The sequence below is a fragment of the Priestia sp. HNGD-A6 genome (assembly GCF_045784335.1).
Lineage (GTDB): Bacteria > Bacillota > Bacilli > Bacillales > Bacillaceae_H > Priestia > Priestia zanthoxyli.
This window is the reverse complement of the sequence record NZ_CP138621.1, coordinates 2,397,424-2,412,293: the sequence shown is the minus strand read 5'-3', so window position 1 is coordinate 2,412,293 and position 14,870 is coordinate 2,397,424. Positions and strand designations below refer to the sequence as shown.

General features: G+C 38.0%; 17 protein-coding genes and 1 riboswitch. Of the genes, 11 read left to right on the top strand and 6 right to left on the bottom strand.

Translation table 11 applies throughout. From position 1 onward, the window contains the following. Nucleotides 1-127 precede the first annotated feature (127 nt). Both SCI76_RS12205 and SCI76_RS12200 read left to right on the top strand, forming a co-directional pair. Complete coding sequence (locus SCI76_RS12205; RefSeq protein ID WP_013081517.1) at nt 128-640, top strand: type 1 glutamine amidotransferase domain-containing protein; 513 nt, start codon at nt 128-130, stop codon at nt 638-640. 358 nt (nt 641-998) lie between these two features. Next, on the top strand, nt 999-1,745 hold the full coding sequence (locus SCI76_RS12200; RefSeq protein ID WP_048021582.1) for a CAP domain-containing protein: 747 nt from the start codon (nt 999-1,001) through the stop codon (nt 1,743-1,745). 238 nt (nt 1,746-1,983) lie between these two features. Here SCI76_RS12200 and ade read toward each other — a convergent pair whose 3' ends face one another. Together ade and SCI76_RS12190 are read right to left on the bottom strand one after the other, a co-directional pair. After that, nucleotides 1,984-3,720 carry an adenine deaminase gene (ade, locus tag SCI76_RS12195; protein ID WP_407545222.1) on the bottom strand — a complete coding sequence of 579 codons (1,737 nt, stop codon included), beginning with the start codon at nt 3,718-3,720 and terminating at the stop codon, nt 1,984-1,986. Nucleotides 3,721-3,803: 83 nt separating this feature from the next. Continuing rightward, a riboswitch (purine riboswitch) is annotated at nt 3,804-3,905 on the bottom strand. Nucleotides 3,906-4,087: 182 nt separating this feature from the next. Further along, the gene (locus tag SCI76_RS12190; protein ID WP_013055127.1) at nt 4,088-4,315 is read right to left on the bottom strand and encodes a DUF1128 domain-containing protein; all 228 of its coding nucleotides are present in this window, start codon (nt 4,313-4,315) and stop codon (nt 4,088-4,090) included. A 176-nt stretch (nt 4,316-4,491) separates the two neighbouring features. Between SCI76_RS12190 and SCI76_RS12185 the strand changes: the two genes are divergently transcribed. Genes SCI76_RS12185 through SCI76_RS12175 form a run of 3 tightly spaced genes read left to right on the top strand, consistent with a single transcriptional unit; the run spans nt 4,492 to nt 6,197 of the window. Next, nucleotides 4,492-4,965: a low molecular weight protein-tyrosine-phosphatase gene (locus SCI76_RS12185; RefSeq protein WP_048021578.1), complete on the top strand. Its 474-nt coding sequence runs from the start codon at nt 4,492-4,494 to the stop codon at nt 4,963-4,965. A gap of 39 nt (nt 4,966-5,004) precedes the next feature. Then, entirely contained in the window at nt 5,005-5,343 is a 339-nt protein-coding gene (locus tag SCI76_RS12180) for a hypothetical protein (RefSeq protein ID WP_048021576.1), read from the top strand. A 14-nt stretch (nt 5,344-5,357) separates the two neighbouring features. Beyond that, nucleotides 5,358-6,197 (top strand): YihY/virulence factor BrkB family protein, encoded by an 840-nt coding sequence (locus SCI76_RS12175; RefSeq protein ID WP_034267022.1) that lies wholly within the window; start codon nt 5,358-5,360, stop codon nt 6,195-6,197. Between the two features lie 229 nt (nt 6,198-6,426). Here SCI76_RS12175 and SCI76_RS12170 read toward each other — a convergent pair whose 3' ends face one another. Then, nucleotides 6,427-8,346, bottom strand: a complete 1,920-nt coding sequence (locus tag SCI76_RS12170) for a heavy metal translocating P-type ATPase (RefSeq protein ID WP_034267025.1) — start codon at nt 8,344-8,346, stop codon at nt 6,427-6,429. A gap of 225 nt (nt 8,347-8,571) precedes the next feature. Next, nucleotides 8,572-8,721 (bottom strand): BH0509 family protein, encoded by a 150-nt coding sequence (locus tag SCI76_RS12165; protein ID WP_013055132.1) that lies wholly within the window; start codon nt 8,719-8,721, stop codon nt 8,572-8,574. A gap of 208 nt (nt 8,722-8,929) precedes the next feature. On the opposite strand from SCI76_RS12165, the gene SCI76_RS12160 reads away from it, so the two are divergent. Next, nucleotides 8,930-9,247, top strand: coding sequence for a helix-turn-helix transcriptional regulator (locus tag SCI76_RS12160; RefSeq protein ID WP_034267028.1), 318 nt, complete (start codon nt 8,930-8,932; stop codon nt 9,245-9,247). Nucleotides 9,248-9,262: 15 nt separating this feature from the next. Further along, nucleotides 9,263-10,192 (top strand): cation diffusion facilitator family transporter, encoded by a 930-nt coding sequence (locus SCI76_RS12155; protein ID WP_049162767.1) that lies wholly within the window; start codon nt 9,263-9,265, stop codon nt 10,190-10,192. Between the two features lie 14 nt (nt 10,193-10,206). Here SCI76_RS12155 and SCI76_RS12150 read toward each other — a convergent pair whose 3' ends face one another. Then, on the bottom strand, nt 10,207-11,391 hold the full coding sequence (locus tag SCI76_RS12150; protein WP_168761410.1) for an MFS transporter: 1,185 nt from the start codon (nt 11,389-11,391) through the stop codon (nt 10,207-10,209). Nucleotides 11,392-11,572: 181 nt separating this feature from the next. Between SCI76_RS12150 and SCI76_RS12145 the strand changes: the two genes are divergently transcribed. From SCI76_RS12145 to SCI76_RS12135, 3 genes are all read left to right on the top strand, one after another. Beyond that, nucleotides 11,573-12,028, top strand: coding sequence for a DUF3237 domain-containing protein (locus SCI76_RS12145; protein ID WP_168761409.1), 456 nt, complete (start codon nt 11,573-11,575; stop codon nt 12,026-12,028). Nucleotides 12,029-12,053: 25 nt separating this feature from the next. Beyond that, nucleotides 12,054-12,542 (top strand): phenolic acid decarboxylase, encoded by a 489-nt coding sequence (locus SCI76_RS12140; RefSeq protein ID WP_168761408.1) that lies wholly within the window; start codon nt 12,054-12,056, stop codon nt 12,540-12,542. A 206-nt stretch (nt 12,543-12,748) separates the two neighbouring features. Next, nucleotides 12,749-13,132, top strand: a complete 384-nt coding sequence (locus tag SCI76_RS12135) for an OsmC family protein (protein WP_034263756.1) — start codon at nt 12,749-12,751, stop codon at nt 13,130-13,132. A gap of 19 nt (nt 13,133-13,151) precedes the next feature. On the opposite strand, the gene SCI76_RS12130 is transcribed toward SCI76_RS12135, so the two are convergent. Continuing rightward, nucleotides 13,152-13,565 (bottom strand): pyridoxamine 5'-phosphate oxidase family protein, encoded by a 414-nt coding sequence (locus tag SCI76_RS12130; protein ID WP_034263743.1) that lies wholly within the window; start codon nt 13,563-13,565, stop codon nt 13,152-13,154. Between the two features lie 200 nt (nt 13,566-13,765). Here SCI76_RS12130 and cax point away from each other — a divergent pair, with 200 nt between their 5' ends. Continuing rightward, nucleotides 13,766-14,821: a calcium/proton exchanger gene (cax, locus tag SCI76_RS12125; protein ID WP_034263745.1), complete on the top strand. Its 1,056-nt coding sequence runs from the start codon at nt 13,766-13,768 to the stop codon at nt 14,819-14,821. The last annotated feature ends 49 nt before the right edge of the window (nt 14,822-14,870 follow it).

Below are 14,870 nucleotides of genomic sequence, written 5' to 3'. Positions count from 1 at the left end.
AACCTACACTGTGTTTTTAGATTATTGTAGAAAAGTTTTTTACTCATAAACCATGTTTAAAAGAATAGTGTACGGGTATTTTATTTATAGAACATTAGTACACAAATCAATTAAGGAGTTGCTTAGAATGAGTAAGAAAATTGCAGTATTAGTAACAGATTTATTTGAAGATGTGGAATATACAGATCCAGCCAAAGCCTTTGAAGAAGAAGGCCATACGCTAACAAAAATCGATGTGAAAACAGGCGAAGTAACAGGTAAACAAGGCGAAACAACATTAACAATTGATAAAGCAATTGCCGATGTAAAACCAGAAGATTTTGACGCATTGTTTTTACCCGGAGGCTTCTCACCAGATATCTTGCGTGCGGACGATCAAGTCGTAGCTTTTACAAAATCATTTATGGATGAAGGCAAACCGGTTATGGCTATTTGTCACGGGCCACAGCTGCTAATCAATGCTGAAACATTAAAAGGACGTGACGTAACTGGTTTCAAATCAATTGCTATTGATTTGAAAAATGCAGGCGCAAACTTCCATGATAAAGAAGTTGTGGTATGCGGTAATCAACTAGTTACAAGCCGTACACCAGATGATATGGAAGCATTCGTACGTGAATCAGTAAACGTCTTAAAATAAGTAAATAATATTAGTAAAACTTTCTGTAAAAGGCGATAACAGGGTGATTTACCACTCTGCTGTCGCCTTTTTTGTATGTAACGTTTTTGACGAGGAATTTACAGTTATATTACCGCATTGGATGGAGCTGTTTCTCAAAGTATATGAAAACCTTTTACTATCAATAGATGGAAGCCGCGTAATATAATCGAAATATTTTTTACATAAGTGTGAGTATAATTTTGGTAGCTTAAAAGGCGTTGCGAGTTTCATAGTTTTCATGCAACAATGAGGGTGCATCACGAGATTGGCTTGCTACAAGCTTAGATGCGTTGCGGTTTTACAAAAAACTTTATTATCACATAGGAGGATTTCAAACATGAAGAAAAGGTTTCGTATTGCCACTGTCGCAGGTGCCGTATCATTAGGATTACTAACAGCAGGACAAGCAAATGCAGCAGCTCCTGATTGCAACACTCCAAAACAAATTACCATTAAAGATGCTCAAGCAGCACAAAATATAAATGTAGATGAGCTATTAAAGAAATTTAACGCTCAAGGACAATCTGCTCAAGCAGAAGCTCCACAACAAGAAACACAAACACCAGAGCAAGCTGAAGCAGCTCCACAGGAACAAGCAAAAGCACCAGAGCAAAGTGAAGAGGCAAAAGCTCCTGAGCAAACACAGCAAAACACAAAAGCTCAACAATCAGAAAATACTGATAAAGCAGAACAAACAAAAGATGCTAGTCAATTTGAACAAAAAGTAGTAGATTTAGTAAACCAAGAACGTCAAAAACAAGGTTTAAAGCCTTTAACACTTAACAAAGAATTAAGTGACGTTGCACGCACTAAATCAAAAGATATGATGGATAAAGGTTACTTTGACCACAATTCACCAACGTATGGTTCACCATTTGATATGATGAAACAATTTGGCATTGAATATACAACTGCAGGTGAAAATATTGCAAAAGGTCAGCAATCTCCTGAGGATGTAATGAATGCTTGGATGAATAGTGACGGTCACCGCAAAAACATTCTAAACCCTGATTTTACTGAAATTGGTGTTGGATACGTAAAAGGTGATACTACGTACTGGACTCAACAATTTATCGGTAAGTAATACAAAAAGAGCAGGATATACCTGCTCTTTTTTGCGTTTTTAGCTGTCCAATTTGGGTATAGTAAAGTAAGAACACGTAAAGGAGTGCCTTAAATTGGGACGTATAGTAAAAAAAATTCTAGTCGCTGTTTTTCCTATCCTGTTAAAAGAAGGATATCGTCATTATAAAAATCGTAAAACTCGAACTACTCCGTCTAAAGGGTATAAATAAAAAGGACTCGAAAGAGTCCTTTTTATTTTATGCTTGAACAGGGATATGCTTAAATTCTTTTACGTTAAATAATCCTTTGTCGGTTAATTTTAGACATGGAATAACAGGTAAGCTCAAGAAAGATAAAGTCAGCAACGGATTGAATTTCTGTGAGATATCGAGATCATGAAGAGCTCCGTGAAGCTGCTTAAGTAAGCTGTTCACTTCATTGTAAGGATGAGGTGACATTAATCCTCCGATGGAAAGAGGGAGGGAGCCAATCACTTCATTGCCTTTTACAATAACAATACCTCCGCCGATTTCTTCAATTGCCGCAATTGCTTTTGCTAAATCCTCGTCATTTGTTCCTACCGCTACGATGTTATGTGAATCGTGAGCAATCGTAGTAGCAATCGCTCCGTCTTTTAACTGAAAGCCTTTTACGATCCCCAGACCAATATTCCCTGTTAAATGATGGCGCTCAACAACAGCCATTTTCAGCTGATCGTTTTCTACAGAAGGCTGAAATTCGTTTTGCTTCACTTGAACTTCTTCTACAATATGATTTGTAAGCAGGCTGTTTGGATTAATTTCAATAATATTAGCCCGATTGTGCTGAAGTGGTATCGTAAGTTTGTTAATAGAGAACTCTTTCAAATGAACAGAATTCATTAGTTCTGTCGGAAGATCAATTTGTTCTTCTTGAACAGACAGCATCTCTCCATTTTCAGCAATGAGCTCTCCGTTTTGATAAACATGTGCTGCAGATATATCGGTTAAGTCTTCCAGCAGAATAAAATCGGCTTTGTAACCAGGAGCAACCGCACCTCTATCTTTTAACCCGTAGCATTCAGCGGCATTTAATGAAGCCATTTGAATCGCAATTAACGGATCCAGCCCGAGTTCAATAGCAAAACGAACATTATAATCAATAGAACCTTCCGTTAATAAATCATCTAGGTGTTTGTCATCTGTACAGAATAAAAATCTGCGTGCGTTGCGTTCATTTACAGCGGGTAATAATTGCTTCAAATCTTTAGCGACAGAACCTTGGCGGATCAGAACATACATCCCGCGCTGAATACGTTCAATTGCTTCTTCTGCTGTTACGCATTCATGATCTGTTGAAATGTTAGCGGTACGATAAATATTAACGCCCGTAGCATCTAACCCTGAGCCGTGCCCATCAATTACACCATTTGCATCGTTAGCTGCTTGTAATTTATCGAGCATATCGTTATCTCCATCTCGCACAGCAGGGAAATCCATCACTTCTGCTAATCCAAGCACGCGAGGGTGAGAGAAAAATGGCGCTAAGTCAGCTGCTTTTAAGACGGCTCCAGAGCTTTCAAAAGGAGTTGCTGGAACGCTTGAAGGTAAATTCACAAATACGTCTAAAGGAATGGAATCCGAGTTTTGAAGCATAAATTCAATGCCAGATTTCCCTGAAACATTCGCAATTTCATGAGGGTCCGTTACGACAGTTGTGACGCCTCTAGGTACAAGAAGTTTTGAGAACTCTTTAGGTGTAACCATTGATGATTCAATGTGAACGTGTCCATCAATGAATGTAGGAGAAATGTATTTTCCTTTTGCATCCACGACGTTATTCCCATCGTATTGACCTATTCCAACAATCACTCCATCTGCAATCGCAATATCGGCTTCGATGATGGAAAGCGTAAAGACATCGATAATTTTCCCGTTTTTCACTACAAGATCTGCAGGTATTTTTTTATTGGCAACAGCAAGCTGTTTTTTTAAGGTTGTTTTTGTATTTGACATGAATGTGACTCCTCTCATTGTATAACTGAATAACAATGAAGGACTATGTAAGGGAGAACATAAAGAAGAATAAAAATGCAGTATGAATGATGTTCAACCCTCGTAGTCCAACTATTTACGGTAGTTCGGTAGAAACTCTTGGACCCTATTTCCAAGACTATACGAGCTTTAGGTATTTCGATACATTCTATAGACAAATAATAAAAACGTCAATTCCTAATAAAAAAGAAAGATTTTTGGGAATATTTCATCTATGTGTATGTAAACGATTTAACTCTTATTTGCTCGCTAAAAGGTGCAGCATTCATGTATAGAAAAAAATGTAGAAAAAACCGTCAATGGCTATTAGTCATTGACGGAGTTGTCATTAAGCTTGTTTACGCAGTGTACCTAATTCTTCCGCGATCGCTTGCATTTCACTTGGGCTAAAAGAATCTTTTCTCATTACCATATCGTATAAGTACTTTAAGTCTTCATACATTTCTTCGTCAAAAGCTTCAGCTTTAATTGCTCCGATATTTAGCATGCGCAATTTTTCACTAATGCTATCGACCATATGTTTAATATTCTCTGGAGATTTTACTGATAAATCCACTTTGTTCATCCTTCCAGTTGCGTTTTTTTTATTGTAACATGTTTTTATCGTGTGAACACTTTTATGTCAGGTTCTTATCCACAGAAGAGTGGAAACGATATAAATAAAAGAAAACTATTTTTTAGTTTAAAAATGATTGTATATAATGTTTGTAATAAGGGAAAGGAGTCGAGACTATGATTAACGTATTATTCGTTTGTTTGGGAAATATTTGTCGTTCACCGATGGCAGAAGCGGTTTTTAAAGATATGGTGAAGAAAAAAGGGCTAGAAGGACAAATTCACGTAGATTCTGCAGGCACAGGAGGCTGGCACAAAGGCAATCCTCCTCATGAAGGGACGCAGTCTATTTTAACGAAAAACAACATTGATTTTAAAGGGCAAACAGCAAGACAAGTGATTCAAGAGGATGTAGCTAAATTCCATTATATTATTGGAATGGATATCGAAAATGTAGGAAATCTGAGAAGGATGGCTGGACATACTAAAACAGGTTATATTGCAAGACTTTTGGATTTTGTGCCCGATTTACATATTGAAGATGTGCCTGATCCTTATTTCACGGGAAATTTTGACGAAGTATATGACTTAGTTCAAGAAGGATGCAAGGCTCTTTTAGACGAAATTATAGAGAAGCATTTCTCAGAATAAGTGATACTTAAAAAATAAAAAACGGAGGAGAAACGACAAATGGGTAAACGAAATAAGCTAGTAGAAGGTATGGTCATTGGAGCAATTATAGGAGGAGCTGTTTCTTTATTTGATAAAGAAACCAGACGTTCCGTCATTCAAGGAAGTAAAAAACTGAAAGACAAAACAAAAACTCTTATTCAGCATCCTGAACTTGTGACGGATACTGTGAAAGAGAAATATGAAACGATCCGTACGACCATTGAGCAAGTTTCTGAAGATGTATCATTTGTAGCGGGAAAAGTAGAAAAGTTAAAAGAAACAACCCCTCAGGTGATGGAAATTGTAAACGATACAAAAGAAGCATTTGTAGAGAAGTATGGTGATGAACAAAAATAAATAAGGAGGCACATATGGCTGGAATATACATAAATAACATCGTAAAGTTTGGAAAAGAACTGATGGGCCGCATTCATCGAGATGAGCTGCCCAGCTTATCAGCTGAATTGGCTTATTATTTGCTGCTCTCGCTATTTCCTTTTTTAATTTTCTTAATTACGCTGATTGGATTTTTGCCATTGGAATCAACAGATCTGCTTGACTTGGTCGAAAATGTAGCGCCACAGCAAACGCTGCACATGATTGAAAGCAACGTTTCTCATATCATTGGTTCTCATAATGAAAAACTATTGTCCTTTGGTATCATTGCCACGATGTGGTCTGCTTCAAATGGAATTAATGCGATCGTAAGGGCATTTAACCGAGCGTATCACGTACAAGAAAATCGGCCGTTTTTAGTGGCGAGAGGCATGGCAGTTCTCCTTACTTTTGCGATGATATTTGTTATTATTGTAGCGCTTTTACTTCCTGTTTTTGGTCATATGATTGGTCTTTATTTATCGTCTACGTTTGGATTTTCAGAAACTTTTCTCGCTTTATGGTCTGCTTCCCGCTGGATTATCAGCGGTCTCATTTTGTTTACTGTTTTTACGGGGTTGTATTACTTTGCTCCTAATAAAAAGCTGCTGATTCGAAATGTTGTAAAAGGAGCGGCTTTTGCTACGGTCGGATGGACAGTGGTATCGATGCTATTTGCGTACTATGTAAATCATTTCAATAACTATACGGCTACATATGGAAGCTTGGGCGGAATTATTATCTTGCTTATTTGGCTGTACCTATCGGGTATGATTATCGTTATTGGAGGAGAAATTAACGCTATTTTCTACGACCGCCGAGTCAAATCTTCATAGTCACAAATTGGGATGAAATCATTCGCAAGATATGAGCATACTAACAAAGTGAAAGGGAGGTTTTACATCATGACAAAGCATACAAAAAAAGATGGAAGCAATACAAAACAAAATAAAAAGAGCCAGCCAAAGCATAAAACAAGCAACAGCCAAAATGGACAAAACGGTTACCATTAAGGCATTGATTTCCATAATAAAAAGCCTAACAAATACGTTAGGCTTATTTTCGTTAAGATTTTAGCAAGCGAAGGCCGTTTAAGATAACTAAAATGGTGCTGCCTTCGTGACCAATAACACCAAATGGCATATCAAGCACTTGGAAAAAATTCGAACAAATTAATAAAAAGATGACGGCAATAGAAAAAATAACATTTTGCTTCACAATTGAGTTCATTCGTCTGGAAAGAGCTACTGCATCCGAAATTTTTGATAAATCATTTTTCATTAAAACGATATCTGCCGTTTCAAGTGCCACATCCGTTCCTTCTCCCATAGCTACTCCAACGTTAGCAGTAGCGAGAGCAGGTGCATCGTTAATACCATCTCCCACCATTGAAACGGTAGGGAATTTTTCTTTTAACGCTTTAATTTTATCTACTTTCGCTTCAGGCAAGCATTCTGCAATGTATTCATCGACGGCACATTCTTTTGAAATGGCCTCGGCTGTTTTTTCGCTGTCTCCTGTAATCATGACGGTATGAATACCCTGCTCTTTAAGAGATTTAACAGCTTCTACAGCTTCTGTTCGTACAACGTCTTTTAGCGCAAGCAATCCCACAATACCATGCTGGTCTTTTGCGTACACAATCGTTTTTCCTTCACTGGCAAGCGTAGATGAAATCCCATTTTCAAATTCAGCTGCTTCTTCTTTACCTACAAAATCTGCTTTTCCTATCTTCCACGTATCTCCTTGAAGAGACCCAATCACACCGTATCCGGGAACGTCTTCAAGTGAATCTGGCTGAACGAGCGTCAATTCCTGCTTGTTTTTCACAAAGTCAACAATGGATTGAGCAAGCGGATGATTAGACTGACGTTCAATTGATGCTATTTTAATAAGAAATTCCTGTTCGTTTATATCAGAACGTACAATAACATTTGTCACTTCTGGCTTTCCTTTTGTTAACGTGCCTGTTTTGTCAAAAGCAATTGCGCTTAAATGGCTTAACCTTTCCAAATGCACGCCGCCTTTGAACAAAATTCCTTTTTTTGCTCCGTTTGAAATAGCAGACAGCGAAGCAGGGGTGATAGATGCAACTAGGGCGCAAGGAGACGCTACAACTAAGAGAATCATTGCTCGATAAAATGTCTCGGTCCAGCTCCATCCAAGCACATAGTGGGGGAGAAACAGCATAACTGCCACAACCGATAGAACAATTTTTACGTATGTGCCTTCAAATCGTTCGATAAACAATTGAGAAGGAGACTTTTCACTTTGAGCCGTTTGAACAAGTTGAATGATCTTTTGAAACAGCGTCTCAGCACTTGGCTTTGTCATTTTAATGGTAATGGCGCCTTTCACATTCACCGTGCCCGCGAATACTTCATCATCGAGCTGTTTTAGTACGGGAACAGATTCACCCGTAATAGCCGCCTGATCAATCGTTGTTTGACCTGAGACAACAATACCATCGGATGGCACTCGTTCACCCGGCTTAACTAACAGCAAGTCTCCGATTTGTAAATCTGAAATGGAGACAATTTCTTCTTGGTCTCCAATCAGCCGCGTTGCTTCTTGCGGCTGCAAATTCATTAAGGCGCTAATTTCTCGGTTGCTTTTATTCATGGTGTACGTTTCTAATGCACCGCTTAGTGCAAAAATGAAAATAAGCATAGCACCTTCTGTCCAGTAGCCAATTACAGCCGCTCCAATGGCAGCAATAATCATTAGCATTTCGACGTTTAATTCTTTATTTTCAATCGTTTCTTCAATGCCTTCTTTTGCTTTAGCAAATCCACCTATCACATAAGCTAATACAAAGAGCGTAATAGATACAGCTGTATCCTGCTGTTTTGAAATCAGCCAGCCGGCTAAAATAAGGACTCCGCTCAACAGTGCAGCAATGAGTTCACCATGTGTTTTTAATACGTTGACAGCAGAAGATGTTTGCGGCGTTTGTTCTTGTTTTTTAGGTAACGCATTTTCCATACAAATCCTCCTTGAACGATAATTGAGAAAAATAATCACAATCATTACCCCTAAAAAAGCACGAAAGCTGCCATCTCAGCGATAGCAGCAAACTTTTTCCATTTATTATCTTTTGAATTGGGATATTTAGTATAGTATAGCACGGAACAAGCAAGGAGGTAACAACTAATGCTTAAAAAATAAAAACAGAATGCAGCTGGACGTCTGCATTCTGTAAAAAACGTACTACATATCTAAATGCTCTTCATAATATTTATAAGCGGAAGTGTAAATGTGCTCGATATCGGCATCCGTCATGTACATTAAGGTTTCACGGTCAATCCCCTTCATTGTTTCAATAAATGTAATCATGTTTTTACGTTCTTGTCTGCTCATTTATTATTCTCCTCTCCATCTGTTTTAATACAGTTTATTATATTTAATTGTATTATATAACAGAAAAAGTATTTTGTGTGGATTTTTTTTAAAAATAGGCAAAAAAATTTTGAAAGACGTAAATAATTGACTATAGAGAAAAAGGTACTTTATAATTTATATATGAACATATGCTCATATACTTGCATATAATGAACGGAGAGATGTTATGAAAAAAGATGAACATTCGTTTTTATCACCTCAAACAGTAGAAGAAGCATCAAGAATACTAAAAGCTATTTCAGATCCTACGAGAATGAAGATTCTCTATTTGCTATTTCAAGAAGAATGTTCAGTCGGTCATATGGTTGAAGTGCTTGGTGTTTCACAATCAGCTATTTCACATCAGTTAACTCACTTGCGTCATTTACGTTTAGTAAAATATCGCCGTGAAGGGAATACGTATTTCTATACGTACGACGATGAACACGTGGTTGGAATACTGCATCAAGTGATTCAGCACGTAGAATGCGCACATAACGATTAGAAGGAGGGGCTTTGCATGAGTCATGATCATCACCACCATCATCATCATGGTCATCATCACCATTTTGATACACAGCGTGAAGGCAACAAAAAAGGTCTGTTAATTGCACTAATTATCACCGCGGGTATTATGGTTCTTGAGTTTGTTGGAGGGCTTTTTACAAATAGTTTAGCGCTATTATCCGATAGCGGACACATGCTGTCTGATACAAGCTCACTTGCTCTTAGCCTCGTAGCCATATGGTTTGCTAACCGAGCTGCTTCGGCTAAAAAAACGTACGGTTATTATCGTTTTGAAATATTAGCGGCTCTTTTTAACGGAGTGGCACTGTTTGTAATAGCAGGGTTTATCATTTATGAAGCCTATCAGCGCGTACTGGAGCCGCAGTCTGTAGCAAGCGGCAGCATGATGCTGATTGCTGCTGTTGGTTTACTCGCTAATTTAATCAGCGCATGGTCACTTATGAGACAAGGCGATGTAAAAGGAAATGTAAATTTGCGCAGCGCTTACTTACACGTATTGGGAGATGCTTTAGGGTCTATTGGAGCTATTGTAGCGGGACTTCTTATGATGCTGTTTGGATGGTATATTGCTGATCCGATTATTTCTGTAGTTGTGTCTGTATTAATTTTAAAAAGCGCTTGGGGCGTGCTTGCTCATAGCGTTCATATTTTGATGGAAGGCTCTCCTGAAGGAGTGGATCACAGTGAAATAAAAAACCTTCTTGAAAACATTGAAGGAGTCAAAGATGTGCATGATTTACACATTTGGACGATTACTTCAGGACTGGACTCATTGAGCTGTCATATGCGCGTAGAAGATGAAAAAGATTGTCAGCAGATTTTGCAAAAAGCCATTGATTTAGTACACGATCACTGTGGCATTGAGCATACGACGATACAAATTGAAAAATCAGCTCTTCAGCACCGAACGCTAAAAGTTTAAAAACAAGCGAGAACTTATAAGTTCTCGCTTGTTTTTTGCTGCATAGGCATTTTTTGTCCGAATACAAAAAGAATGATAAAAATAAAGCCAAGCATCCCGCTAATAATATTAAAAAAGCTGACATGATGAAAGAACTGAATAAAAGTACCGCCTATGTAAGGACCGGCAAGGCTTCCGATACTAAAAGCAATGCCGCATAGTAAATTACCTGTAGGAAGCAGACGGGTAGGAATCAAATCCGTCATATAGCTGATTCCTAAACTAAACGTAGAACCTACAACCATGCCTGCTATAAATAAACACGCTACTAATGGAATAGCGGTGTCTTCCAAGAGACTTGCTGTAAAAAAAGTCACGGCTCCAATTGATAAAATCCATCCTAATACCAATTTCCGTCCGAATTTATCGCTCAGTATGCCAAGAGGAAGCTGAAACACAATAGCTCCAACTGCAAAGGAAGTCAGCAGCAGTGAAATAAACTCTACTTGCAATCCAATTCGTAAACCGTATACAGGAAAGCTGCCGTTCAGTGATGACTCTAAAAAACCATATCCAAAAGGCGGTAAAAAAGCAATCCAAGCATATTTAGCCGCTTTAGAAAATCGCTTAGCCGTTTCTTTTAATGAATTAACCTCAACTCCCTGAAGGGGAAATTCATTTTTTATCAAAAATAAAAATACCCACGTTAGAAGACATAGAGCAGAAGAAATCATAAAAGGCAGCGCTTGATTAATTTCAATTAACGGCGTCATTAAAGGACCAACAGCAAAACCAATACCAAAAAAGAGCCCATACAGTGAAATGTTTCTACCTCTTTTATCAGCAGGGGAAGACGATGTAATCCACGTTTGAGTTCCAAAGTGCAGCGCGTGATCTCCTATTCCAATAAATAAACGGAGCACAAACCAAAATACAACAGATTTCCACAGGGGAAACAAAGCTAAAGATACAATAACTAAAAGTCCTCCTGCTGCGATAATTGGCTTGTATCCGTATCTGCGAAGCGGCGCTTCCATGAAAGGAGAAATAAATAAGATGCCCAGGTACAATCCAGTTGCGTTTAATCCGTTTATAGTAGAGGAAAGACCATCTTTCTCAAAAATAATAGCAATTAAAGGAAGCAGCATGCCTTGGCTGAATCCAGAAATGGCGACAAGGCTAACTAAAATCCAGAAACGTTGTTGATGAGTAACACCCATAGCATTTAACCTCTTTTTATCTATATTTTGTCAATCCAACTGTTTAATCGTACAAGGAAAACGCTTTATTGACAAGGATATAAACAGGCCGTGCTGTCCATTTGACATCTTTATGTAAGGGGAGTAGAATAAAACGTGTAAATATTTACATGTTTTTATTTACAATTAAGAGGTGATTGCTATGATAGAACCAGGGCTGAAGAAAATAGCAACATTCACAATTAATGCTGGTACACCCGTCGTTATTGGTCATACAGGATTAGGAAAAAAACAGTTTATTCCCATTAAGTCAGGTACTGCAGACGGGGAAATAAAAGGCTTAATTCTTCCAAGTGGAGCGGATTCTCAAATTATTCGTTGGGATGGCCGCGTCGATTTATCTGCACGATATGTCATTCAAACAGAAGATGATGAACTTATTTATATTGAAAACAATGGAATACGTCAGGTTAGTGAAGAGTTTAGAGAACAGGCTGCTGAAGGTGAAATTATACCTCCAGAGTACGTTTACTTTCGTACGATTCCTGTCTTTGAAACTGGAAGTGCAAAGTATAAGTGGTTACAGGACCGCATGTTTATAGGCGCTGCTGTAAGAAACCCAGAAAGCGTTGTGCTAGACATATACGAAGTTTTATAAATCAAATCAAAGGAGAGGTATAGACATGGAAAAATTTATTGGAAATCATATGATTTACACATACGAAAACGGATGGGAATATGAAATCTATATTAAAAACGAAAATACAATCGATTATCGTATTCATAGCGGAATGGTGGCAGGACGATGGGTTCGTGACCAAAAAGTAGATATTGTGAAATTAACAGAAGGTGTATATAAAGTATCTTGGACTGAACCAACGGGGACAGATGTATCTTTGAACTTTATGCCTAATGAAAAACGCATGCACGGAATTATTTTCTTCCCAAAATGGGTACATGAACATCCTGAAATTACCGTGTGCTATCAAAATGATTATCTTGATTTAATGCATGAATCCCGTGAAAAATACGAAACATATCCGAAATACGTGGTTCCCGAATTTGCTGACATTACATTCATCAAAAATGTCGGAGTAAACAATGAGGAAGTTATCGCTCAAGCGCCTTACGAAGGAATGACGGATGATATTCGCGCTGGAAAATTAATTTAATACGGAGTCATACAAAAGGCTAGGACAAAAGTATATTAGTTGAAGGAAGATCCGAACGAAGTTGATTCTTGATCAAGAATCAACTTCGTTCGGATTTTTTTATTGTGATGGTGCCCGGAAATAAACCGCGGTGTAACAAGTGATCTATAGTGAGAGTAGTTGGTTATATAAAAAACGGTTTATAATGAAGGAAAGGAGTGAAGAAAATGGAATTTAACATGAAAAAAGAGGCGGGGTTTACGACAGATTTTCCTTATGGAGAGCTACATATCGCCGGAGATGAAGAGCATGGCTTTCGTCCGTATCAGCTAATGACATCATCCATTGCCGTGTGCAGCGGAGGCGTGTTAAGAAAGATTCTAGAGAAAAAAAGAATCGCTTTTTCCGATTTACGCATCCAAGCTGATGTAACGCGCAATGATGAAAAAGCGGGGCGAATCGAAAAAATTCATTTGCACTATATCATCACGGGAAAAGACCTGCCATTAGACAAAATTGAAAAATCGATTGAGCTAGCCCGAAAAAATTGTTCAATGCTACAGTCGGTTATTGACAGTATAGAAGTTACAGAAACCTTCGAAATAAAATAAAAGTGGACATTGTCCACTTTTATATTTCTTTTGGTTTGCTTCCGGCTTTATCAAAATAGCGCATGCGTTCAGGAGTCAGCTGAAGAAGCAAAAAATTTGGGTCATCTGGACTTTTAATCCACTCTTTTAACTTTTCATTCCAAAATTTCTTTTTTAACTCTTCGTTTGTTTCTACATTTACTTTGGCTTCTACCTCTACATACGGATCACTCCAACCTTGCCCATCATAGCCTAACAAAATATGAACGTAAGGGTTTTTTTCTAGTTCTTCGACTTTGTGGGTATCTTTATTGGTGGCGGTGTAAAGCACAAGATCTTCATGAAAAAACATCATAAAGCGTGAATAAGGTTTTCCATCTTGAATCGTAGCTAACGTTCCGATTGTATAGTCATCCAGTACCGATAAAATTTGATTTTTTACATCATTACTCATTTTTTCACTCCTCATTCTATCTCATTATCCTTGGTAGTTTGGCTGATTTTTAAATATCTTAATCAAAAATCAATTAGAGGTTTATCATTTATAAAGATAGGTTAAAAATACTAACATTGACGGTGAGTCTATACAAATTCCATTAATTTGATATGATTGATTTTGTTGTCAAAAAATGAATAAGGTAGGTGTACATATCGATGATCAATCGGATTTTTCTGATAGCGGTTATTCTTGGGGTGCCGTTATCTGTTATTGGGCACATGATGCACTGGTCAGATGTTCTTATGTTTATTATTTACTGTTTAACAATCATTGCCCTCGCAGCTTTTATGGGAAGAGCTACAGAGAGCTTAGCTGTTGTAGCTGGTCCTCGAATAGGCGGTCTATTGAATGCTACCTTTGGTAACGCTGTAGAATTAATTATTTCGATTTTTGCTTTAAAAGAAGGCCTTACAGCCGTGGTGCTTGCATCGTTAACCGGTTCTGTATTAGGAAATCTCCTTCTTGTAGGCGGTCTTTCATTCTTTATCGGGGGACTTAAATTTAAGCGTCAAGAATTTAATGTCTATGATGCAAGACATAATTCTGGATTATTGATCTTTGCCGTTATCGTTGCGTTTGTTATTCCTGAAGTGTTTGCTAGCGAAATGGACGAAGCGAAGACCATGTCTCTAAGTGTCGGAATTTCCATTATTCTCATCATCTTATACTTAGCGGCGTTATTCTTTAAGCTGGTCACGCATCGAGGCGTGTATCAGCATAAAAGTGAAGAAGTGGAAGAACATGAGGAGCCAGAGTGGTCAATGTGGAAAGCGATTGCGGTTCTCTTTTTGTCTACGTTAGCGGTGGCTTATGTATCCGAAAGCTTGGTAAGTACAATCGAAATTGTCTCGGAAAGCTTTGGCTGGAGTGAGCTGTTTATCGGGGTCATCATTGTAGCAATTGTTGGGAACGCGGCAGAGCATGCTTCCGCTATTATTATGGCCGTTAAAAATCGCATGGGTGTAGCTGTTGAAATTGCTGTTGGATCAACTTTACAAGTAGCGATGTTTGTAGCACCAATATTAGTACTTGTTTCGCTAATGTTCGAAAGCCAAATGTCTCTTGTTTTTACTTGGCCTGAGTTGATTGCGATGGTAACAGCCGTATTTTTAACAATTGCGATTTCTAATGACGGAGATACAAACTGGTTTGAAGGCGCAACTCTTTTAGGTGCTTATATTATTATGGGAATTGGTTTTTATCTTATTTAAAAAAGAAACGTTCACTTTATGTGGACGTTTCTTTTTTGTGAGTGAATAG

Excerpts from the sequence above, each read along its gene's own strand:
- SCI76_RS12205 (WP_013081517.1), top strand. The coding sequence starts at position 128 with ATGAGTAAGAAAATTGCAGTATTAGTAACAGATTTATTTGAAGATGTG.
- SCI76_RS12200 (WP_048021582.1), top strand. The coding sequence starts at position 999 with ATGAAGAAAAGGTTTCGTATTGCCACTGTCGCAGGTGCCGTATCATTA.
- ade (WP_407545222.1), bottom strand. The coding sequence starts at position 3,720 with ATGTCAAATACAAAAACAACCTTAAAAAAACAGCTTGCTGTTGCCAAT.
- SCI76_RS12185 (WP_048021578.1), top strand. The coding sequence starts at position 4,492 with ATGATTAACGTATTATTCGTTTGTTTGGGAAATATTTGTCGTTCACCG.
- SCI76_RS12180 (WP_048021576.1), top strand. The coding sequence starts at position 5,005 with ATGGGTAAACGAAATAAGCTAGTAGAAGGTATGGTCATTGGAGCAATT.
- SCI76_RS12175 (WP_034267022.1), top strand. The coding sequence starts at position 5,358 with ATGGCTGGAATATACATAAATAACATCGTAAAGTTTGGAAAAGAACTG.
- SCI76_RS12170 (WP_034267025.1), bottom strand. The coding sequence starts at position 8,346 with ATGGAAAATGCGTTACCTAAAAAACAAGAACAAACGCCGCAAACATCT.
- SCI76_RS12165 (WP_013055132.1), bottom strand. The coding sequence starts at position 8,721 with ATGAGCAGACAAGAACGTAAAAACATGATTACATTTATTGAAACAATG.
- SCI76_RS12160 (WP_034267028.1), top strand. The coding sequence starts at position 8,930 with ATGAAAAAAGATGAACATTCGTTTTTATCACCTCAAACAGTAGAAGAA.
- SCI76_RS12155 (WP_049162767.1), top strand. The coding sequence starts at position 9,263 with ATGAGTCATGATCATCACCACCATCATCATCATGGTCATCATCACCAT.
- SCI76_RS12150 (WP_168761410.1), bottom strand. The coding sequence starts at position 11,391 with ATGGGTGTTACTCATCAACAACGTTTCTGGATTTTAGTTAGCCTTGTC.
- SCI76_RS12145 (WP_168761409.1), top strand. The coding sequence starts at position 11,573 with ATGATAGAACCAGGGCTGAAGAAAATAGCAACATTCACAATTAATGCT.
- SCI76_RS12140 (WP_168761408.1), top strand. The coding sequence starts at position 12,054 with ATGGAAAAATTTATTGGAAATCATATGATTTACACATACGAAAACGGA.
- SCI76_RS12135 (WP_034263756.1), top strand. The coding sequence starts at position 12,749 with ATGGAATTTAACATGAAAAAAGAGGCGGGGTTTACGACAGATTTTCCT.
- SCI76_RS12130 (WP_034263743.1), bottom strand. The coding sequence starts at position 13,565 with ATGAGTAATGATGTAAAAAATCAAATTTTATCGGTACTGGATGACTAT.
- cax (WP_034263745.1), top strand. The coding sequence starts at position 13,766 with ATGATCAATCGGATTTTTCTGATAGCGGTTATTCTTGGGGTGCCGTTA.